18 protein-coding genes and 3 tRNA genes are annotated in these 21,029 nt (G+C 62.0%); 12 read left to right on the forward strand and 9 right to left on the reverse strand.

The window, feature by feature from the left end; translation table 11 throughout:
* The 3 genes from GA0061105_RS19330 to GA0061105_RS19340 all read right to left on the reverse strand — a co-directional run.
* The coding region (locus GA0061105_RS19330; RefSeq protein WP_026619419.1) for a GTP-binding protein at nucleotides 1–299 on the reverse strand (299 nt) is incomplete at its 3' end.
* Nucleotides 300–642: 343 nt separating this feature from the next.
* Nucleotides 643–716 (reverse strand) — tRNA-Gly (locus GA0061105_RS19335).
* Nucleotides 717–740: 24 nt separating this feature from the next.
* Nucleotides 741–825: transfer RNA gene (locus GA0061105_RS19340), tRNA-Tyr, on the reverse strand.
* Nucleotides 826–1,026: 201 nt separating this feature from the next.
* On the opposite strand from GA0061105_RS19340, the gene rlmB reads away from it, so the two are divergent.
* The 3 genes from rlmB (at nucleotide 1,027) to GA0061105_RS32900 (ending at nucleotide 2,419) form a co-directional block, all read left to right on the forward strand.
* Nucleotides 1,027–1,917: a 23S rRNA (guanosine(2251)-2'-O)-methyltransferase RlmB gene (rlmB, locus tag GA0061105_RS19345; RefSeq protein WP_092752285.1), complete on the forward strand. Its 891-nt coding sequence runs from the start codon at nucleotides 1,027–1,029 to the stop codon at nucleotides 1,915–1,917.
* Nucleotides 1,918–2,063: 146 nt separating this feature from the next.
* Nucleotides 2,064–2,222, forward strand: coding sequence for a hypothetical protein (locus tag GA0061105_RS32895; protein WP_164517777.1), 159 nt, complete (start codon nucleotides 2,064–2,066; stop codon nucleotides 2,220–2,222).
* 59 nt (nucleotides 2,223–2,281) lie between these two features.
* Nucleotides 2,282–2,419, forward strand: a complete 138-nt coding sequence (locus tag GA0061105_RS32900) for a hypothetical protein (RefSeq protein ID WP_167358566.1) — start codon at nucleotides 2,282–2,284, stop codon at nucleotides 2,417–2,419.
* A gap of 36 nt (nucleotides 2,420–2,455) precedes the next feature.
* Here the strand turns inward: GA0061105_RS32900 and GA0061105_RS19350 are convergent, their stop codons facing one another.
* Entirely contained in the window at nucleotides 2,456–2,785 is a 330-nt protein-coding gene (locus GA0061105_RS19350; RefSeq protein ID WP_064692623.1) for a hypothetical protein, read from the reverse strand.
* A 114-nt stretch (nucleotides 2,786–2,899) separates the two neighbouring features.
* Nucleotides 2,900–2,975: transfer RNA gene (locus tag GA0061105_RS19355), tRNA-Thr, on the reverse strand.
* A 157-nt stretch (nucleotides 2,976–3,132) separates the two neighbouring features.
* Between GA0061105_RS19355 and GA0061105_RS19360 the strand changes: the two genes are divergently transcribed.
* The 3 genes from GA0061105_RS19360 to GA0061105_RS19370 are packed head-to-tail and all read left to right on the forward strand — an operon-like array spanning nucleotide 3,133 to nucleotide 5,460.
* Nucleotides 3,133–3,906 (forward strand): NAD kinase, encoded by a 774-nt coding sequence (locus tag GA0061105_RS19360; protein WP_064692622.1) that lies wholly within the window; start codon nucleotides 3,133–3,135, stop codon nucleotides 3,904–3,906.
* A 4-nt stretch (nucleotides 3,907–3,910) separates the two neighbouring features.
* On the forward strand, nucleotides 3,911–4,414 hold the full coding sequence (locus tag GA0061105_RS19365; RefSeq protein WP_092752511.1) for a hypothetical protein: 504 nt from the start codon (nucleotides 3,911–3,913) through the stop codon (nucleotides 4,412–4,414).
* Between the two features lie 32 nt (nucleotides 4,415–4,446).
* Complete coding sequence (locus GA0061105_RS19370; RefSeq protein ID WP_092752513.1) at nucleotides 4,447–5,460, forward strand: alpha/beta hydrolase family protein; 1,014 nt, start codon at nucleotides 4,447–4,449, stop codon at nucleotides 5,458–5,460.
* Nucleotides 5,461–5,516: 56 nt separating this feature from the next.
* Here the strand turns inward: GA0061105_RS19370 and prfB are convergent.
* The 3 genes from prfB to GA0061105_RS19385 form a co-directional block, all read right to left on the reverse strand.
* A protein-coding gene (prfB, locus tag GA0061105_RS19375; RefSeq protein WP_141130221.1) for a peptide chain release factor 2 occupies nucleotides 5,517–6,648 on the reverse strand; the annotation gives its coding sequence in 2 pieces (ribosomal slippage) (nucleotides 5,517–6,578 and nucleotides 6,580–6,648; 1,131 coding nt in all).
* A gap of 204 nt (nucleotides 6,649–6,852) precedes the next feature.
* Nucleotides 6,853–9,312 carry a penicillin-binding protein 1A gene (locus GA0061105_RS19380; protein WP_064692620.1) on the reverse strand — a complete coding sequence of 820 codons (2,460 nt, stop codon included), beginning with the start codon at nucleotides 9,310–9,312 and terminating at the stop codon, nucleotides 6,853–6,855.
* A 365-nt stretch (nucleotides 9,313–9,677) separates the two neighbouring features.
* On the reverse strand, nucleotides 9,678–10,934 hold the full coding sequence (locus tag GA0061105_RS19385) for an N-acetylmuramoyl-L-alanine amidase (RefSeq protein WP_092752287.1): 1,257 nt from the start codon (nucleotides 10,932–10,934) through the stop codon (nucleotides 9,678–9,680).
* Nucleotides 10,935–11,555: 621 nt separating this feature from the next.
* On the opposite strand from GA0061105_RS19385, the gene GA0061105_RS19390 reads away from it, so the two are divergent.
* Complete coding sequence (locus GA0061105_RS19390) at nucleotides 11,556–14,423, forward strand: Rne/Rng family ribonuclease (RefSeq protein WP_092752289.1); 2,868 nt, start codon at nucleotides 11,556–11,558, stop codon at nucleotides 14,421–14,423.
* Nucleotides 14,424–14,607: 184 nt separating this feature from the next.
* Complete coding sequence (locus GA0061105_RS19395; protein WP_425348775.1) at nucleotides 14,608–14,796, forward strand: type II toxin-antitoxin system VapB family antitoxin; 189 nt, start codon at nucleotides 14,608–14,610, stop codon at nucleotides 14,794–14,796.
* A gap of 268 nt (nucleotides 14,797–15,064) precedes the next feature.
* Here the strand turns inward: GA0061105_RS19395 and GA0061105_RS19400 are convergent, their stop codons facing one another.
* Nucleotides 15,065–16,723 (reverse strand): acyl-CoA dehydrogenase family protein, encoded by a 1,659-nt coding sequence (locus GA0061105_RS19400; protein ID WP_064692616.1) that lies wholly within the window; start codon nucleotides 16,721–16,723, stop codon nucleotides 15,065–15,067.
* A gap of 178 nt (nucleotides 16,724–16,901) precedes the next feature.
* On the opposite strand from GA0061105_RS19400, the gene GA0061105_RS19405 reads away from it, so the two are divergent.
* Genes GA0061105_RS19405 through dprA form a run of 4 tightly spaced genes read left to right on the forward strand, consistent with a single transcriptional unit; the run spans nucleotide 16,902 to nucleotide 20,949 of the window.
* On the forward strand, nucleotides 16,902–17,858 hold the full coding sequence (locus GA0061105_RS19405) for an aspartate carbamoyltransferase catalytic subunit (protein ID WP_092752291.1): 957 nt from the start codon (nucleotides 16,902–16,904) through the stop codon (nucleotides 17,856–17,858).
* Nucleotides 17,855–19,144 carry a dihydroorotase gene (locus tag GA0061105_RS19410; protein ID WP_092752292.1) on the forward strand — a complete coding sequence of 430 codons (1,290 nt, stop codon included), beginning with the start codon at nucleotides 17,855–17,857 and terminating at the stop codon, nucleotides 19,142–19,144. The genes GA0061105_RS19405 and GA0061105_RS19410 overlap by 4 nt, the downstream gene beginning before the upstream one ends.
* 42 nt (nucleotides 19,145–19,186) lie before the next feature.
* A complete protein-coding gene (plsY, locus tag GA0061105_RS19415) occupies nucleotides 19,187–19,807 on the forward strand; it encodes a glycerol-3-phosphate 1-O-acyltransferase PlsY (protein ID WP_092752294.1) in 621 nt (206 codons plus the stop codon).
* Nucleotides 19,807–20,949 (forward strand): DNA-processing protein DprA, encoded by a 1,143-nt coding sequence (gene dprA / locus GA0061105_RS19420; RefSeq protein WP_092752296.1) that lies wholly within the window; start codon nucleotides 19,807–19,809, stop codon nucleotides 20,947–20,949. Before plsY ends, dprA begins: the two co-directional genes overlap by 1 nt.
* The last annotated feature ends 80 nt before the right edge of the window (nucleotides 20,950–21,029 follow it).

The following is a 21,029-nucleotide window of genomic DNA, read 5'->3' on the forward strand; positions in this document are numbered from 1 at the left end:
ACCAGGATCGCGCCGTCCATCTGGGCAGCACCGGTGATCATGTTCTTGACGTAGTCGGCATGGCCGGGGCAGTCGACGTGCGCGTAGTGGCGGTTCGGCGTCTCATACTCAACGTGCGCCGTCGAGATCGTGATGCCGCGCGCCTTCTCTTCCGGAGCCGCGTCGATCTGATCGTACGCCTTGAACTCACCGAAGTACTTCGTGATCGCTGCCGTCAGAGACGTCTTGCCGTGGTCAACGTGGCCGATCGTGCCAATGTTGACGTGCGGCTTGTTGCGCTCAAACTTACTCTTTGCCATTTGAATGCTTCCTGTGAACGAAATGGTGGCCCCGGCGAACCGGTTTAGTGCCGCCGTTTAAGGCTTTCGGCGAAATTGCGCAAGACTTAATTGCAGACGCCGATCTTGGCGTGACAGCGCATATGGGAGACAATTCGCCGCCTGCAAGGCGATTCGCCGCAGCCCCTCTAAAAATCCCTGAAATCTTAGAGAAAAATCGAATGTATCGGCAAGGATGACCCGCTGCCGACGGTTATTGACACCCTCGCCCGGCGGACAGCAACAGCCGCCGGTCCGCCTGGTCTGGAAACACGCTCACGGCGCTCGCGGCTGCGATCTCGTATCGATTGGCTTTAAGAGAGACTGGAGCGGGTAGCGGGAATCGAACCCGCGTATTCAGCTTGGAAGGCTGCTGCTCTACCATTGAGCTATACCCGCGGGATGGTCCGATCCGATGACGAATGGTGGAGAGAGTTGGATTTGAACCAACGTAGGCTGAGCCAACGGATTTACAGTCCGTCCCCTTTAACCACTCGGGCATCTCTCCAGTTTTCGTCCGGATCGTTAGACCAAGTTCGTCAGACTTCGAAGCGTTGCCGCCCGTCGTCTGCGCCGCGTATATGACCGGAGCATTTCCGTCTGTCAACATGATGACAACGGAAAAAACACGAAAAATTTCATTCGCAGCCGAAAGCCGGCACATGAAAGAAAGCCTATGCGGCAGCGAACGCCATGGCTATAAAGCCGCATGAGCAAAGACAAGAAATCGGGCGGCAAGGCCGCGACGGACCCATCCGCCAAGGATACGCACTACGCCAATCTGAGGCGCGCCCACCGCGACGCCAAGCGCGAACGCGGCGAGATCCCGACACCTCAGCCACAGAAGCGCAAGCGCGGGGCTGAGGACTGGAAGCCGCCGGCGCTCGCGCCCGAGCAGGTCTATCTCTACGGCCTGCATACGGTGCGCGCCGCGCTCGACAATCCGGAGCGCAAGAAGATCAAGCTGTCCGCAACCCAGAATGCGCTCACGCGTCTGGAAATCGACGTCGAGACGCTCGGTATTGCCTTAGAAATCGTCTCGCCGCACGAGATAGACAAGGTGCTCGGTCCAGACGCGATCCATCAGGGCGTCATGCTGGAAACACGGCCGCTGCCGGTGCGCCGGCTCGAAGCGCTGAAGGACAGCCCTCTCCTGCTGGTGCTCGACCAGGTCACCGATCCGCACAATGTCGGCGCGATCATGCGTTCGGCCGTCGCCTTCGATGCCGGGGCCGTTATCACCACACAGAGACATAGCCCAACCGAGTCGGGCGTGCTTGCCAAGTCCGCCTCCGGCGCGCTGGAACTGATACCTTATATACAGATCACCAACCTCGCCGATGCGCTCGGCGAGTTGCATAAGCTCGGCTTCTCCACCATCGGCCTCGATTCGGAAGGGCCAGCGCCGCTCGAAGGCACCTTCTCGGGCGACAAGCTAGCACTGGTGCTCGGCTCGGAGGGCAAGGGGCTCAGGCAGAAGACGCGCGAAACCGTCAACGCGCTTGCCCGCCTCGACATGCCCGGCGCGATCAAATCGCTGAACGTGTCGAATGCAGCGGCGATCGCGCTTTATGCGGCGCGGCTGTATCTGAAGCCATAGGCCGCTGAACAGACGGCTCGCTGACCGCGACGCAAGGTTAGCAGAAATGAAATCCAGTTTTGCCTTGGAATGACCTTCTGGAGCACTATGATTGGGCGGCGATCGATCGTAGCGACCGGTCACAAGCAAGAAGGAGCGATTCCCTTATGGCCATTCGACCGCTGATTTTCGGCATCCTCTTCATCGCGGCCTTTGTGGGAATCATCCTCAGCATCATCTGGGTGGACACGTCGCATCCCGTCCACCAGCCCGATCCTCTGTCGCCGACGGCGCCCGGCCCTGCAACGCCGGGACCGGTGCAATAGGCCAAGAGGAACGGCGACGGCAATTGCGCGTTAATCCCAACCGAACGAGGATTGGGCTTATGCGCATTATGATCGCCGTCATTGCCTTAATGGTCGCTTCCGTGCTCAGCATCGCAATGATGTCACCTTCCGGTGCCGGACAGACCGGCAAGGGCGACAGGATCGAGGCGACGGTCGACGACCCCGTCACGCATTAAGCCGAAGACCGACAGGCCTTCAGTGCGGCCTTATGCTCAGCTGCGGTATAGCCGCAGCATGTCGCGGTCGTGACGGCGCCACTCACGGCGCTCTTCCCAACGCTCGGCACGCCATGGCCGCCAATGGCGGCGTTCATAGCGCCATTCGGACCGGCGCCAATCGCGGCCATCGCGCCAGTCACGATCATCGCGCCAGTCGCGGTCGTCACGCAAGCGGTCGTGTCGCCAGCTGTCATGAACCTGGACGATGCCATTTTGCGCGGATACCGCGGGCCGGTCGAAGGGCATAGCGGCGGTGGGCTGAGCGGCAGCAAAGGCCGCGCCGAGGGAAATGGCTGCTGTCAGAAAAATATGCGCGAACTTCATGGCTGTTTCCTCATTGGCGATGAGGAAGACAGTGCGTCGGCACGGCTGAATTGCTGCTGAAGCAGGCCTTCAGCCAGGGTTCATCAAGAAACGCGCCGCTCGCGCAAAGAGGGATGGTGCCCCCGGCAGGGTTCGAACCCGCGACCCCCTGATTACAAATCAGGTGCTCTACCAACTGAGCTACAAGGGCAATAGCTGCCCAACTAACAGATTCTGCGGTCCTGTAAAGGAAAATCCGTGCCCTTGCCGACAAGACGACCTCCCTCCAAAACAGTTAGCCATGCAAATCGCCCTTGTCGCAGCGGCCATTTATCCTTTAGCTAGAGCAGCTTCACAAAGGGCATTGCATGGGCCGTTCATTCCAGACGCTTTCCTTTATCGCCTCACCGACGATGGAGGCGCTCGCAGCGCGCGAAGAGCTGATTCGCATCTATGGCGACGTACCGCAGGACAAAGCCGACGTCATCGTCGCGCTTGGCGGCGACGGCTTCATGCTGCAGACGCTGCATAGCACTATGAACACAGGCAAGCTGGTCTACGGCATGAATCGCGGTTCGGTCGGTTTCCTGATGAATGACTACAGCACCGAGCGGCTTCAGGAGCGCATCTGCGTCGCCGTCGAAAACGCCTTCCGTCCATTGAAGATGACGACCGCCAACGCCGACGGTACCAATTCGACGGCGCTCGCCATCAACGAGGTCTATCTTTTCCGCCAGTCCTACCAAGCCGCCAATCTGAGGGTCGTGGTGGACGGGCACGTCCGTCTGGAGGAACTTATCTGCGACGGCTTGATGGTGGCCACCCCCGCCGGATCGACCGCCTATAATCTCTCCGCCCATGGTCCTATTCTGCCGCTCGAGGCACCGCTGCTCGCCATGACGCCGGTCAGCGCTTTCAGGCCGCGACGCTGGAGGGGCGCCCTGCTTCCGAACAAAGTGACTGTCGATATCGACGTGCTCGAGCCGGAGAAGCGGCCGGTGAATGCGGTGGCAGACAATACCGAAGTCAAATCGGTGCTGCATGTCCGCATCGCCCAGTCCGAGCATATGACGGCGCGTATCCTCTCCGATCCCGACCGCTCCTGGTCCGACCGAATTCTCGCCGAGCAGTTCAAGGATTGAGATGATGGCAACGCGATTGACATTGATGACCACGATTTTCCTCGTCGGCTACTCGGCTGCGATCGCCGAACCTGCACAGGACGCCATCCTGCCGGCTTCTGTGATTTTCGCGACCAGCACCGGCTACTGGGAGGACGACGGGAACGCACCGCCTGTCGAGCGGGCGCCCGCCGCTGCCGAGAGCGTTTCCGATTCCCAGGGAAAGCGCCACGGCTACTATAAGCTCTTCGCGGTGCGCCAGCCGGACAGGACCTCGAAAGTCTATCTTCAGCAGATCGCCCAGACGGAGACAGGTCCGGCGGTTGCCTCGACCATCGAACTGCAGGAGATCAGCGACCTGAAGCCTTATGTGACCGATATCCGCCCGGAGAATTCGAGCGGCATCGTCAAGCAACCCGGCCTCTTCGCCACCGTCTATTTGAAGACTGATCCTGCGGCCGAGCCGAATGGCTGGACCGTGCTGATCGACGAACTCGGTGACATCACCATCGAGAAAGCGACCAATTGAACAGCGAGACGCTGTTCGCACGGGCGGCGATGATGAAACTCGGCTTTCGCGAGGGCGTCCTCTACGACGAGCAACGACCGGACTGGGACGCGGCCGGCCCAAGGCCCGTCCGCTGGTCACTATGGTATCCGGCTGCCGATCACGTGCAGGAACGCCATATTCAGGAAAGAAGCTGGTTTCGGAAGGCGGCGGTCGCTCGCGACGCACCGATTCGGACCTCAAACAGACCTTATCCGCTTGTCCTGCTGTCACACGGCACAGGCGGATCTGCGGCCGGACTGGAATGGCTGGCGCGACGCCTGGTCGATCACGGATTTGCAGCGCTCGGCGTCGACCACCACGGCAATACCGGCAGCGAGCCCTATCGCGCCGAAGGTTTTGCCTGTCTTTGGGAACGGGCACCGGATCTGAGCCTGATGCTCGACCGCTGCCGCGACTGGCTTGGCGATCTCACGGGGCGGATCGATACAGACCGCGTATTCGCCGCCGGATTTTCGGCCGGAGCGTATAGCGTGATGCTGCTTCTCGGCGCTGTCGCCCAGTTCTCGCAGTTCGAACCGTCAAGGCTGAAGCCGGGTGGTCCGCGCGGTCCAAGGGAATTTCCGGAGCTTGCCGATCATATCCCCTCATTGCTTCGCAGCAGCGATGTGTTTCGCGAGTCATGGTCCCGCATGTCGCGATCCTATCGTGACGACAGGATCAAGTCGGCGCTCCTCTGCGCGCCGGGCCGCTCCGTTTTCTGTTTCAGCGAGGAAAGCCTGAAAACTGTCGAGGCACCCGCTCTTATCCTTGTCGGCGATGCCGACAAGGCGGCACCGGCCGAAGAGTGTTCTTCATGGCTGCATGAGCGGCTTACTCGCAGCGCGCTGAACATCTTCGGCGGGGGCCTCGGGCATTATGTCTTTGTGCCAGAGGGCACGGAGCTTGGCTTTGCATTTGCGGCCGAGCTCTTCACCGATCCGCCGGGCATCGAGCGCAGGGCCGTTCATGACGAGATTGCCGATCTATCGGCAGCGCTGTTTCAGGCTGGCGACGTCCGCCCATAGCCTGAACAGGAGAAAGCCCCATTTCCAGGGCTTTCCGATTTCCATAATGCTGCCGGTCAGTCGACATCCTCGACGACCGCGTCGGCGGCGCCGCTGATGCGGTGGGCAAGGGCCGCTTCCATGAACTCGTTCAGATCGCCATCGAGAACGTCGTCCGGCGCGGTGCTGGCGACCCCGGTGCGCAGGTCCTTGACCAGCTGGTAGGGTTGCAGCACGTAGGAGCGGATCTGGTGACCCCAGCCGATATCCGTTTTGGAAGCGGCTTCGGCGTTCGCGGCCTCTTCGCGCTTCTTCAACTCTGCTTCGTACATCCTGGCACGCAGCATTTCCCAGGCCTTGGCGCGGTTCTTGTGCTGTGAACGTTCCTGCTGGCAGGCAACCACGATCCCGGTCGGGATATGGGTGATGCGCACGGCCGAGTCGGTCGTGTTGACGTGCTGGCCGCCGGCGCCGGACGAACGATAGGTGTCGATGCGGCAATCGCTCTCGTTGATCTCGATATTGATCGAGTCGTCGACGACCGGATAGACCCAGATCGACGAGAAGGACGTGTGGCGACGCGCATTGCTGTCGTAGGGCGAAATGCGCACCAGACGATGCACGCCCGATTCCGTCTTCAGCCAGCCATAGGCATTGTGGCCCTTGACGAGCAGGGTCGCAGACTTGATGCCAGCCTCTTCGCCGTCGTGGACTTCGAGCAGCTCGACCTTGAAGCGCTGACGTTCGGCCCAGCGGGTGTACATGCGCAGAAGCATGTTCGCCCAGTCCTGGCTTTCGGTACCTCCGGCGCCGGAATGGACTTCGAGATAGGTATCGTTGCCGTCGGCCTCGCCGGAGAGCATCGCCTCCACCTGGCGGCGCGCGGCCTCGGTCTTCAAGGCCTTCAAGGCATCCTCGGCCTCTTTGACGATGCCGTCGTCGCCTTCTTCCTCGCCGAGTTCGACCAGCTCGACATTGTCTTTCAGCTGCTGTTCGAGCTGCCGGACGCCGTTGACGCCGTCATCGAGCTGCTGGCGCTCGCGCATCAGTTTCTGCGCTTCGGCAGCGTCATTCCAGAGGTTCGGATCCTCTGCCTTGTTGTTCAACCAGTCCAGTCGCCTTATCGCCTGATCCCAGTCAAAGATGCCTCCTCAGCAGGGTGATAGCCTGCTTGGTTTCATCGACCACGTTTTCGATTTCCGCTCGCATTTTCCGCTTCTCTGTCTCGGTCTTCTCAAGTGCTGGTGAGATAGAGCATTTCCGTCTTTCTCCGAGCCACGGAGATGCTCTATCTTTTTTGGTTTAACGCAATTCCGGGCGCAAAACCGCGACGCACTTTTGCTGGAATTGCTCTAGAGACGCCCGCCGCGGATGTAAAGGGCCGCGGCTGGTGTTCAAAAATTCAGCTCTCGGTCAGAACAGACCGGGCGTGCCGGTCTGGACGGCCTGGTTGGCCTGCGGCGAGGTCTTCAGGATCTCCTCCGGCGCCATGGTGCTGTCCATGCCGATGACGGAGAAACTGTCGGCCGGGCCGGTGCCGGGTTTGAAGGCCTCGACGATCGTGTTCGGATCGCCGTCGGCGGCGGCCATGCCGGTCTTGCGGTCGATCGGGATCAGGTTCATGCCTGATGGAATGACGAACTTCGATTCCGGCATGTCCTTGACGGCGGTCTGCATGAATTCGTTGAAAATCGGGGCGGAGAGACCGCCGCCCGTACCGCCGCGGCCGAGGGGCGCCGGCGTATCGAAGCCCATATAGAGGCCGGCGACCAGATCCGGCGTGAAACCGACGAACCAGGCATCTTTCTCGTCATTGGTGGTGCCGGTCTTGCCGGCGACGTCGCGGCCGCCGAGATCAATTTTGCCGGCGGCGGTACCGCGCTGGATGACGCCCTGCATCATCGAGGTGATCTGGTAGGCGGTCATCGGGTCGAGAACGGTTTCGCGGTTATCGACGACATTAGGCTCTTCCTGGTTCTGCCAGTCGCCGGCATTGCAGCCCTCGCACAGGCGCTCCTCATGCTTGAAGATCGTCTTGCCGTAGCGGTCCTGGATGCGGTCGATCAGGGTCGGCTTGATCTGCTTGCCGCCATTGGCGATGACCGAATAGGCCGAGACCATGCGCAGCACTGTCGTATCGCCGGCGCCGAGCGACATGGAAAGAACCGGCAGCATGTGATCGTAGATACCGAAACGTTCGGCATATTCGGCAACGATGTTCATGCCGAGATCGTTGGCGAGGCGCACCGTCATCAAATTGCGCGAGTGCTCGATGCCCGAGCGCAGCGTCGACGGGCCGCCGACATCGCCGCCGTAGTTTTCCGGCCTCCAGACCTGGCCACCCGAAACGATCTCGATCGGCGCATCCATAATGACGGAGGCCGGCGTATAGCCATTGTCCATCGCCGCTGCGTAGACGAAGGGCTTGAAGGACGAGCCCGGCTGGCGCATCGCCTGGGTGGCGCGATTGAATTCGGACTGGGCATAGGAGAAGCCGCCGACCATGGCGAGCACGCGGCCGGTCTTCGGATCCATGGCGACAAGGCCACCCTGCACCTTCGGCGGCTGGCGCAGACGATAGGAGGTCGATGCGTTGTCGCCGAGCTTCTCGACATAGACGACGTCGCCCGCACTCAGGACTCCGGCCGGAGATTTCGCCGTCTTGCGGGAGCCGTCCGCAGAACGGAAAGCCCATTGCATGTTCTTGGCGTCGATCGTGCCACGCTGACGGTCTGCGGCTACCTTGCCGCTGCCGTCCTTGGCCGGCTGCAGGCCAATGTCGACGTTATCGTCGGACGCGGCGAGCACGACGGCGAGCCGCCATTCCGGAACGTCGGACAGCGCCGGAATATCGGCAAGCGCCTTGCCCCAGTCACCGCTTGCATCAATCTGCTTGATAGGCCCATGGAAGCCGCGCCGCTCGTCATAGGTTACGAGGCCATCCTGCAGCGCCTTGCGGGCGGCGATCTGCATTTGCGGATCAAGCGAAGTGCGCACGGAAAGGCCGCCCTCGTAGAGAACTTTTTCGCCATATTGATCGATCAGCTGGCGGCGCACGGCTTCGGCGAAAAAATCAGACGCGAAGAGCGAGGGACCGGTGCTGCGGGCGGTGACGCCGAGCGGCTGCTTCTTGGCTTCCGCGCCATCACTCTGGCTGACGTAGCCGTTCTCGACCATGCGGTCGATCACCCAATTGCGGCGCTCCAGCGCTGCCTCGGGATGGCGGAAAGGATGATAATTGGCCGGGCCTTTAGGCAACGATGCCAGATATGCGGCCTCGGCGACTGTCAGCTCGGTGACGGACTTGTTGAAATAGGTCAGCGCCGCGCCGGCAATGCCATAGGAATTCATCCCGAAAAAAATCTCGTTCAGGTAGAGTTCGAGAATCTTGTCCTTGCTGTAGGCCTGCTCGATGCGGAAGGAGAGGATCGCTTCCTTGATCTTGCGGTCGATCGTCTGGTCCGAGCTCAAAAGGAAGTTCTTAGCCACCTGCTGGGTGATCGTGGAAGCCCCGACCGGGCGGCGGCCGGAACCGAAATTCTGCAGGTTGACGAGGATTGCGCGGCCGAGACCGGTGAGGTCGACGCCCGGATGGTTGTAGAAATTCTTGTCCTCGGCCGAGAGGAAAGCGGCCTTGACGCGGTCTGGAACGGCCTGGATCGGCAGGAAGAGACGCTTTTCCTTGGCATATTCGGCCATGAGAGCGCCGTTGCCCGCATGGACGCGGGTCGTCACCGGCGGCGCGTAGCTGTTCAGAACGGCATAGTCCGGGAGATCCTTGGCGACATTGGCGAGATAGATGGCAATACCCGCCGCCGCGACCAGAAACAGGACGCAGGCCATTCCGAAGAAATATCCAAGAAGTCTAACCATATTTTCAGCTACCGGTCTCTTCGATCTTCAATCGGCGCAGCCGCAACGATTGCACAGATCAAGGCAATTTGCACGTTCCGCGCGGCTTACTCCATGAGCGCTACCGCCACAAGCCGATTCCGCTCTTCAGGCTGCGAAACATAAGCCGGAGTAACGGCGCGAATGTGAGCAAAATAGGGCTCTGCCCGCCGCATTCACCGCTGCGGCAGCGTTTCATCGGGACTGTCACATCCAAGCAACGCCCGATCTGTCCCTCATTGAAACATCTTGCTCAAAATTTGAATCAGGGGACGCAGGTTAAGTCTTTGTTTTTCAGGCTGCCGTCGTTCCGGCATTCGCTAGGGATTTCTTTGGAACGGCATTCATCAGCCGCCATTTGCCACGACGCCAGTGCGGTATCGCTTCACCGCCTCGGTCAGCAGATCGGCGATCCTGCCGCGCCAGGTCTCGTCGAGCAGCAGTTTCTCGTCGTCGGCATTCGACAGGAACCCGAGCTCGAGCAGGATCGACGGCACGTCGGGCGCCTGCAGCACGCGGAAGCCGGCGTGGCGGTGCGGATTGTTGATAGTGCCGACCTGATCCTTGAAGGAGTTCAGCACGCTCTCGGCCAGCGAGATCGAGAAGGCCTGAGTCTCGCGCCGCGTCAGATCAAGCAGGATGTCGGCGACCTCGGGCGGCTCGGCAACCGTCTCCTTGCCGGCGATCTGGTCGGAAAGGTTTTCGCGTTCGGCAAGGTCGGCGGCGAGCTTGTCGGAGGCCTTGTCCGAGATCGTATAGACGGTCGCGCCGCGGATCTCCTTCTGCTTCAGCGCGTCGGCATGCAGCGAAATGAACAGGCCGGCATGGTTCTGGCGGGCGATCAGCACGCGCTGGGAAAGCGACAGGAATTCGTCGTCGCTGCGCGTCAGGATCGCCTTGATGCCCGGCTCCTTGTTCAGCCGGTCGGCAAGAGCCTTGGCGAAAGCAAGCGTCACTTGCTTTTCCTCGGTCTTGGTATCGACGCCGATCGCGCCCGTATCGATGCCGCCATGGCCGGCGTCGACGGCAATGACGAAATCGCCCGGGGCGGCTTTCTCAGGCGTCGGGATGGCGCTCGTCGTCTGGGCTGCCTCGGCCCGATCGTCCCAGGATTGAGTCTTGACCAGTTCGGCGAAGGCCTGTTTGTCGATCATCTCGGCGTCGAGCACCAGGCGATGCCCCCTGCCCGCCTCGTCGGCCTGAACCTTGGCGAGCGAGAGCTTCACCGGCCTTGCTGTCGTCAGCACGATGCGGGCACTCTCCTCGTCCATCTTGCCGTAGCGGATATCTCTGAAGAGGCCGCGAGCGGCGAGATCCTTTGCGGGAAAGCCGAAGGCGGTGGCCGGCAGATCGACGACGATACGCTCCGGATTGGCGATATAATGGACGGAGAAACGCGGTTCTCGGTCGAAATCGATGACGATGCGCGTTCTGGCATCATCGCCGATGATGCGCGCCCCGTAAGCGAGCAGCGGATCCTTGCTCTCGGCCGAACCCGCGAGACCAGGCAGGAGGCAACCGGCGACCAGCGCCGCCATCAGAATCCGCACGAATGTCGATCGCCGCGTTGCGGACTGCGCCGCGATCCAAGCCCTCTTAAACAATAAACCGCCACATCCTATTTATGCCGCGATGGACCTGATATGGCCGGAGCGGACGCCCGAGAGCGAAACCCCTTGCCGCCTGTCGAATCCAATCGCTTGTCCCCAGCTTCTATGCGATTCGAAATCCATCAATATTATGGCACATTTGGCTTTTCCCTTGCTATTGTGACAGAGAAAACATACAACGCATTTTAGGGTAGAAGTGTTGACGGGATAGAGTCGCCGCAGGGCTGCCAGCCAGATCTGGACCTGGCGCCACATCGGTCATCGTCCGCCGTCTCATGCGCTTCAACCCGAGAACTGGATCCTGATTTTCCGGCTTCTTGTCGGAACTTCATTGGTGGATCAGCCACCACGCTCTCAGGGAGCAAATTCATCGGACCCCGAACCGGGTCTTCGTATTGTCGATCACGCTTGGTTGTTGATGGTTTTGCAGCAGGTTTTATCTGAAGTTTACAGGCCCCGGACCGATATGGTTCCGGTTGCGGTCTGGCTGCTGCTCTCCTCTTCGCGCCATGCGCGACTTTCATTATCCGGCGCGGCCACGGTGGACCGCATTCTTTCTGTTTCAACAGCAGTCGGGAATGCGCTCTCGCGGCCACGCCGAGGAGCACAGCTTACATGGCAGACAAAATGCTTATCGATGCGTCTCACGAGGAAGAGACGCGCGTCGTTGTCGTTCGCGGGAACCGCATAGAAGAATTTGACTTCGAGTCACAGCACAAGAAGCAGATCCGCGGCAACATCTACCTTGCAAAGGTAACGAGGGTCGAGCCCTCGCTGCAGGCCGCCTTCGTCGATTACGGCGGCAACCGGCATGGCTTCCTGGCCTTTGCCGAAATTCACCCCGATTATTACCAAATACCGCTCGCCGATCGTCAGGCGCTGCTTCGGGCCGAGGCCGAGGAGCATCGCCGCGACGAAGACGTCGAACACGTCGAAACCGCGCCAATCGTCGATCTTTCGACCCAGGACCAGCCGGATGTCGGGATCGTGCCTGCCGAGGCACCGGTTGCCGTAACGGAAGATGCCGCGTCGGAAGAGGTTGCCGTAACGGCAGAGGTGGCGGCATCGCCTGAAGCCGTCGAGGAAGCACCCGCCAAGAAGGCAAGGCCGCGCCGGAGTCGCAAGAAGGCTGCCGAAACGACCGCGACCGAGGATGCCGTTCCCACCGATGTCGAAGCCGAAGGCGCTTCGACCGTCGACAACGAGGATGACGGCTCGACCGGCGGAGCGATGGCCGCAATGGTGGAAACCGACTCGATCTCCGAAGACGTCGACACCAGCAAGCGTCGCCACGATGATGATGACGACGACGACGATCACGGTGAAGAGGAAGTTATCGAATCCGTCGGCGCCGAAGACGCGATGGAAGAAGTGCCGGATCGCGTACAGCGCAAGCCGCGCAAGCAATACCGCATCCAAGAAGTCATCAAGCGTCGCCAGATCCTGCTGGTGCAGGTCGCCAAGGAAGAGCGTGGCAACAAGGGCGCGGCACTGACCACCTATCTCTCGCTCGCCGGCCGCTATTCCGTGCTGATGCCGAACACGGCACGCGGCGGCGGCATTTCCCGCAAGATCACCAACCCTGCCGATCGTAAGCGCCTGAAGGAAATCGCGCGCATGCTCGAAGTGCCGCAGGGCATGGGCGTCATCCTGCGCACCGCCGGTGCCAACCGCACCAAGGTCGAGGTCAAGCGCGACTTCGAATATCTGATGCGCCTGTGGGAAAACGTCCGCACGCTGACGCTGGCATCGACCGCTCCCTGCCTCGTCTATGAGGAAGGCTCGCTGATCAAGCGCTCAATCCGCGACCTCTACAACAAGGATATCGGCGAGATCATCGTGGCCGGCGAAGAAGGCTATCGTGAAGCCAAAGACTTCATGAAGATGCTGATGCCGAGCCACGCCAAGGTGGTCCAGCCTTATCGCGACATCCACCCGATCTTCTCGCGCTCCGGCATTGAAGCCCAGCTTGACCGCATGCTGCAGCCGCAGGTGACGCTGCGTTCCGGCGGCTACCTGATCATGAACCAGACGGAAGCGCTGGTCTCGATCGACGTCAACTCCGGCCGCTCGACGCGTGAACACTCGATCGAGGACACTGCGCTGCAGACGAACCTCGAAGCCGCGGAAGAAATCGCCCGCCAGCTTCGCCTGCGCGACCTCGCCGGCCTGATCGTCATCGACTTCATCGACATGGAAGAGAAGCGCAACAACCGCGCCGTCGAGAAGAAGCTGAAGGAATGCCTGAAGAACGACCGCGCCCGCATTCAGGTCGGTCGCATCTCGCATTTCGGCCTGCTCGAAATGTCGCGCCAGCGCATCCGAGCCTCCGTTCTCGAATCGACCACCCAGGTCTGCTCGCATTGCGGCGGCACCGGCCACGTCCGTTCGCAGTCCTCCGTCGCCCTGCATGTGCTGCGCGGCATCGAGGAGTATCTGCTCAAGAATACGACGCACAACATCACCGTGCGGACGACGCCCGACATCGCGCTCTATCTTCTCAACCACAAGCGCCAGACGATCGTCGATTACGAAGCCCGCTTCGGCGTTGCGATCATCATAGACGCTGACGGTTCGGTCGGTGCGCAGCACTTCGCGATCGACCGCGGCGAAGCCGTGGAAAACCCGGTCAAGATCGAAAGCCTCTTCAACTTCGCGGCCATTCCCGAGGATGACGACGACGATATCGTCATAGAGGCGGATGAGGACGAAGACGAAGAACTCGAGGAAAAGCCGGCCGCTGCCGAGCGCGCCGCCACGGCACGCTCGGAAGGCGAAGCTGACGGCAGCCGCAAGCGCAAGCGCCGCAGGCGGCGTCGCGGACGCAACGGCAATGCCGAGCAGCCGGCATCGGCTGCAGGCGAAGCCGGCGACGAAGAGGAGGACGGCGACGACGAGGGCGCGGAGGGCGACGAAACCGCCGCCGCTGCACCCGAGAGCCGCGCCGAAAGCGAGGAATCGCAGCGCCGCAAGCGCCGTCGCCGCGGCAAGCGCGGCGGTCGCCGCAACCGCGAGGACGGCTCCGAACTGACGGCAAATGAAGCCGGCGAAGGCAGCGGCAACGAGGACGAAGACGACGGCACTTCGGATGACGTCGGCTCCGGTGAGGCCGCAATTGTCGAGACAGTTGCCGAACAGGCCAGCGACAGCCAAGCTGTAACGGCGGCCGTCGAGGACGTGGCCGTGGTCGCCGAAGAGGTAAAGCCTGCCCGTGGCCGCGGCCGCCGCAAGCCAGCCGCAGCGCCGGTCGAAGAACCGGTAGCGGAAGCGGCACCCGCCCTAGAAGCAGAGCCGGAGGTGGTCGAAGCCTCCGCTGATCTCGAAACGCCTGTTCAGGAAGAGGCGAAACCGGTTCGCGCCAACCGCGAATCCAACATCTCCTCCTCCGAGCCGACGGTGAAATCGACCCGCAGCGAAACCGCCGAAAGCGATGACGGCAAGCCGAAGAAAGCCGGCTGGTGGCAGCGCCGTGGCTTCTTCTGAACCCTGATTTTCGGACGCAAATGATAATCCGGCCGTGGCGACGCGGCCGGATTTTTGTTTATGGCGATGCTTCTTTAGCAAAGTTGAACCCTGAGGGCGGGGCGTGTACCTTCACGATATTGGTACACTCGAGGTGGTTATGCGGACGACGATCGATATCGATGATGGCTTGCTCGACGCAGCAATGATCGTCACGGGATTGGCGACAAAAGAGGCCCCCGCCGAACAGGCTTTACGGATATTCATTGAGAGGCACCGCCGGAAAAATGCGATTGCAGATCTCGCAGGGATAGACTGGGGAAGGCAACCTCGAGGAAATGCGTTGCGACCAGGCGGACGACAGACGGTGATAGTCGTCCACTGCCGGTCTTAACTCGGCATCTGCGCGGGATAAGTCCGGCCAACCAGGTCCGGGAGATCGCCGAAGCCAGCCCCTCATCCGCCTGCCGGCACCTTCTCCCCGTAAAACGGGGCGAAGGGACCATGACGCATCCTCTCCGTTCCCCGCCAAGCTCTCGCGGGGCACGTCCCCTCGCCCCGTTTACGGGGAGAGGGTTAGGGTGAGGGGCAGCTTATAGTGCGAAGCGCTTCGATATCGCTCGGCTCGATGCCGGTGAAAAGCGATCATTCTCCGCCTAAGGTCAGGCCGCCGGCGGGTAGAGCAGATCGACGATGTAGCTGGCGTCGAAACGGGAATCGAGCATGCCGTAAGTGGAGCGCCAGCCACCGGCAAGGCGTGTCTCGATGAAGGCATCGGCGATGCGCCCTGCCCCGAGCCGATAGAGTTCCGCAGCGCCGGCGGCAAGTGCCAGTTGCTCGACGAGCAGGCGCGCCGCGCCCTCGTCCTGTTCGCAGAGCGCGATTGCGGCGCGCAGCACGTCGATCGTCTTTTTCCCGGCCGGCCCGAGATCGCGGGCGAGGCCGGCAAAAACCGTCTCGAACAGATCCTTGCCACGGTTGAGCACGCGCAGCACATCAAGCGCCATCACGTTGCCGGAGCCTTCCCAGATGGCGTTGACCGGAGCCTCGCGGTAATGGCGGGCGATCGGGCGCTCCTCGATGTAACCGTTGCCGCCGATGCATTCCATCGCCTCGTAGATCAGCGCGGGCGCGATCTTGCAGCACCAGTATTTGGCGACCGGTGTCATGACGCGGGCATAGGCCGCTTCCTCGGCGTTGCCGCGCGCCTTGTCGAAAGCATCGGCTAGACGGAAGGACAGCGCGGTGGCGGCGGCGACATCAAGCGCCATGTCGGCCAGCACGCGCGTCATGATCGGCTGGTTGACGAGCATCTTGCCGAAGACGTTGCGGCCCCGGGTGTGGTGCACGGCCTCGGCCAGCGAGGCTCGCATCATGCCTGAGGAGGCCAATGCGCAGTCGAGCCGCGTCAGCGTCACCATGTCGAGAATGGTGCGGATGCCGGCGTCCGGGCCGCCGAGCAGGAAGCCGAACGTGTCTGAGAATTCGACCTCAGACGAGGCGTTGGAGCGGTTGCCGACCTTGTCCTTCAGCCGCTGGAACTGCAGGCCGTTGGCAGACCCGTCCTCCAGAAGGCGCGGCACGAGGAAGCAGCCCATGCCCTCCTTCGTCTGCGCGAGCATGATGAAGGCATCGCTCATCGGCGCAGACATGAACCATTTGTGGCCGGAGAGCCGGTAAATGCCTTCACTGACCTTTTCGGCGGCACTGCGGTTGGCCCTGACATCCGTGCCGCCCTGCTTTTCCGTCATGCCCATGCCGATGGTCACGGCGGATTTCTGCATGGCAGGCCGGTTGGACGAATCATATTTGCGCGACAGGATCTTCGGCGCCCAGTCCTTCTGCACCGCGGGCGAAGCCGAGAGCGCGGCCACCGAAGCACTCGTCATCGTTAGCGGGCAGAGATGGCCGCATTCCAGCTGTGCCGTCAGATAGAAGCGCGCGGCGCGAACCTTGTGGGCCTCATCCTTGGCTTCGGTATCGGCCTGCGGATCCCAGACCGAGGAATGCAGGCCGACCGACATGGAGCGGCGCATCAGCGCATGCCAGGCCGGATGGAATTCGACGACATCGAGGCGCTCACCACGCGGGCCGTGGGTGCGCAGCTGCGGCGCACCCTGGTTTGCCATCCGCGCCAGTTCCTGCGCCTCCGGCGAGGTGACGTAGCGGCCCATGTTTTCCAGGTCCTCGCGGATGCCGCGCGGCAGGGCCGCCGTCAGATCGACGATCAGCGGATCGGATCGATAGGCATTGATGCCGGACCACAGGCTCGGCTGGTTGAGTTCTGCGAGTTTGTCGTCAGTCCGGTTGGCGGAGGTCATTATTCGCTTCTAGTGCAAGAGCCCGGCAAAAGGAAACCGGAAGTTATGATTCGCTGACTCTGCTCTATCGGAATTCTGGCGAAAATGCATGGGGACATAAGCCTTTGCCCACAGCGCATGCTTGCCCCGGCGGGCCGCACTCTTTATAGACCCGCAAGAGACAGCAAGAGGCAGGGTCATGGTATTTTTCCCCCACCGCCACCTCATCGGCATCAAGGGCCTCACCGAGCAGGATATCACCTATCTTCTCGACAAGGCGGATGAGGCCGTCAAGATCAGCCGCCAGAGAGAAAAAAAGACGTCGACCCTGCGCGGGCTGACGCAGATCAACCTCTTCTTCGAGGCATCGACCCGCACGCAGGCCTCCTTCGAGCTAGCCGGCAAGCGGCTCGGCGCCGACGTCATGAACATGTCGGTCGGCAATTCATCGGTGAAGAAGGGTGAAACGCTGATCGATACGGCGATGACGCTGAATGCGATGCGCCCTGACGTGCTGGTGATCCGCCATTCAAGTGCCGGTGCGGCCGCGCTTCTCGCCCAGAAAGTCTCCTGCTCGGTCGTAAATGCGGGCGACGGCCAGCATGAACACCCGACCCAGGCGCTGCTCGACGCGCTGACGATCCGCCGTGCGAAAGGCAAGCTGTCGCGTATCATCGTCGCGATCTGCGGCGACGTGCTGCATTCGCGCGTGGCGCGCTCCAATATCCTGCTGCTTAATGCGATGGGCGCGCGCGTCCGCGTCGTAGCGCCCGCCACCCTCCTGCCCGCCGGCATCGCCGAGATGGGGGTCGAGGTCTTCCACTCTATGAAAGAAGGGTTGAAGGACGCCGATGTGGTGATGATGCTGCGGCTGCAGCGCGAGCGCATGTCCGGTGCCTTTGTGCCGTCGGTGCGCGAATATTATCACTTCTACGGACTCGACGCCGAAACGCTGAAAGCGGCGAAGGAGGATGCGCTGGTCATGCATCCCGGCCCGATGAATCGCGGCGTCGAGATCGCCTCCGAGGTCGCCGACGGTCCGCAGAGCGTGATCGCCGAACAGGTGGAAATGGGGGTCGCAGTGCGCATGGCCGTCATGGAGACGCTGCTCGTCTCGCAGAACCAAGGTCCCCGAACCGACGGAATGATGGCATGAGCAACCCGATCGTCCTCAAGAACGTCCGCATCGTCGATCCCTCGCGCAATCTCGACGAGGTCGGAACGATCATCGCCAAGAATGGCGTGATCCTTGCCGCCGGCAGCGCGGCGCAGAACCAGGGCGCGCCGGAAGGCGCCGTCGTGCGTGACTGCACCGGTCTTGTGGCAACGCCCGGCCTCGTCGATGCGCGTGTTCATGTCGGCGAACCCGGCGGCGAGCACCGCGAGACGATCGCCTCGGCGAGCCGGGCGGCGGCGGCCGGCGGCGTCACCTCGATCATCATGATGCCGGACACCGATCCCGTCATCGACGACATCGCGCTCGTCGAATTCGTCAAGAAGACGGCGCGCGATACGGCCACCGTCAATGTCTATCCCGCAGCCGCCCTCACCAAGGGTCTTGCCGGCGAGGAGATGACGGAAATCGGCCTACTGATGCAGGCGGGTGCCGTCGCCTTCACCGATGCCCACTCCAGCGTCCACAACACGCAGGTGCTGCGCCGGATCATGACCTATGCGCGCGAATTCGGCGCCGTCATCTCCTGCGAGACACGCGACAAATATCTTGGCGCCAACGGCGTCATGCATGAGGGGCTTTTCGCCAGCTGGCTCGGGCTCTCCGGCATTCCAAGGGAAGCCGAACTCGTTCCGCTCGAACGCGATCTCAGGATCGCCGAGCTGACGCGCGGCCGCTATCACGCCGCGATGATCTCGGTGCCGGCATCGGTCGAGGCAATCGAACGCGCCCGCAGCCGCGGCGCCAGGGTAACCTCGGGCATCTCGATCAACAATCTGGCGCTTAACGAGAACGACATCGGCGAATACCGAACCTTCTTCAAGCTCTATCCGCCGCTCCGTCCGGAAGACGACCGGGTAGCGATGGTCGAGGCGCTGGCGAGCGGCGCGATTGATATCATCGTCTCCTCGCATGATCCGCAGGACGTCGACACCAAGCGGCTGCCGTTCGGCGAGGCGGCCGACGGCGCGGTCGGCCTGGAAACGATGCTGGCGGCGGCCCTCAGGCTTCACCATGGCGGCCAGGTCAGCCTGATGCGCCTGATCGACGCCATGTCCACTCGCCCGGCTGAAATTTTCGGGCTGAATGCCGGCACGCTGAAGACGGGTGCTGCGGCCGATATCACGCTGATCGATCTCGATGAGCCTTGGCTTGTCGCCAAAGACATGCTTCTCTCCCGATCGAAGAACACGCCGTTCGAGGATGCGCGCTTCAGCGGGCGGGCAGTCGCGACATACGTCTCGGGAAAGCTTGTCCACGCACTTTAAGGGACGGCTGGACCGAGAAGCCAGGGAGGGCTGAGGGGACATATGCTATCCAATCTCATGTCATGGCAGATCACATTGCCGATTGCGCTTGCCGCCGCCGTTATCGGCTATCTCTTCGGCTCCATTCCTTTCGGCCTGATCCTCACGCGCGCCGCCGGCCTCGGCGATGTGCGCAGCATCGGTTCCGGCAATATCGGCGCGACCAACGTGCTCAGAACCGGAAACCGTAAGCTGGCCGCCGCGACGCTGCTGCTCGATGCGCTCAAAGCGTCGGCCGCGGCCTGGATCGTCGGTTATTTCTTCGGCGAGGAGGCTGCGATCATCGCCGGTTTCTTCGCCTTCATCGGCCATCTCTTGCCGGTCTGGATCGGCTTCAAGGGCGGCAAGGGTGTGGCCACCTATATCGGCACCCTGCTCGGCATCGCGCCGATCATGGTCGTGCTCTTCGCCGTCATATGGCTGGCGATCGCCTTCACCACACGCTACTCCTCTCTGTCGGCGCTGGTCGCCATGCTCGTCATCCCGATCGCATTGTGGATCCTCGGCAACGAAAAGGTTGCGGCTGTCATGGCGGTCATGACGCTGATCTCCTATTGGAAGCACAAAACGAATATCTCGCGCCTGATGAGTGGAACGGAAAGCAAGATAGGGGCGAAGGGATAATGGATGCGCTGAGCGCGGCGCCAAAGGGCGTTGTACTGACCGAGCGGCAGAGAATTGCCTGGCTGCGCCTCATCCGTTCCGACAATATCGGCCCTGCGACCTTTCGCGACCTCATCAATCACTTCGGGTCGGCCGAGACAGCGCTCGCGGCGCTGCCGGAGCTTTCGGCGCGAGGCGGCGCCACGCGCGCGGTCCGCATTGCCAGCGAGGCCGAGGCGCATCGCGAACTCGAAGTCGCGCATCGCTTCGGCGCCCGCTTCGTCGGAATCGGCGAACCTGATTACCCCGAGGCCTTGAAGCAGATCGACGGCGCACCGCCGCTTCTTGCCGTCAAGGGCGCGCTTACCGCCGCCAAACGGCCGGCCGTCGGCATCGTCGGCTCCCGAAACGCCTCAATCGCCGGCGCCAAATTCGCAGCGATGGTGGCGCGCGACTGCGGCCGGGCCGGTTACACCGTCGTCTCCGGGCTTGCGCGCGGCATCGATACGGCGGCGCATCGGGCCAGTCTCGGGACAGGCACGATCGCAGCGCTCGCCGGCGGTCTCGATCAGCCCTACCCGCCAGAAAATATCGGTCTGCTCGATGAGATAACGGGCGGCAACGGCCTCGCGGTGAGCGAGATGCCATTCGGCTGGGAGCCGCGCGCCCGCGACTTCCCGCGCCGCAACCGGCTGATCGCCGGCATCGCGCTCGGCCTCGTGGTCGTCGAAGCGGCAGAGCGTTCGGGATCGCTGATCACCGCGCGGCTTGCCGGCGAATTTGGCCGGCTGGTGTTTGCCGTGCCGGGCTCACCGCTCGATCCGCGCTGCCATGGCACCAACGGGCTGCTGAAAGACGGCGCTTCAATCGTTACCGCACCCGCCGATGTCATCGAGGCCCTGGCGCCGGTTGCGCAATTCGATCTCTTCCCGTCCTCGCTGGCGGAAGAACCGACGCGTGACCACAAGACCATGATCGTACCGCCGGGCGATTCCGAGCGGGCGCGGATCATCGATGCGCTCGGACCGACACCGGTCGAGATTGACGATGTCATCCGCCACACCGGCCTTTCCGCATCCGCCGTCTATCTCATCCTTCTGGAACTCGACATAACGGGCAGGCTGCACCGGCATCAGGGTGGGCTCGTCTCGCTCTCCAACTGAGCCTTGCGCGTTTTGGAAGAGCGGGTTTGAGAACTGCAGGAACTGCGTGTTGAAAGCGACTTGAAAGCAATTACAAGATG

Source organism: Rhizobium aethiopicum (assembly GCF_900094625.1).
Lineage (GTDB): Bacteria > Pseudomonadota > Alphaproteobacteria > Rhizobiales > Rhizobiaceae > Rhizobium > Rhizobium aethiopicum.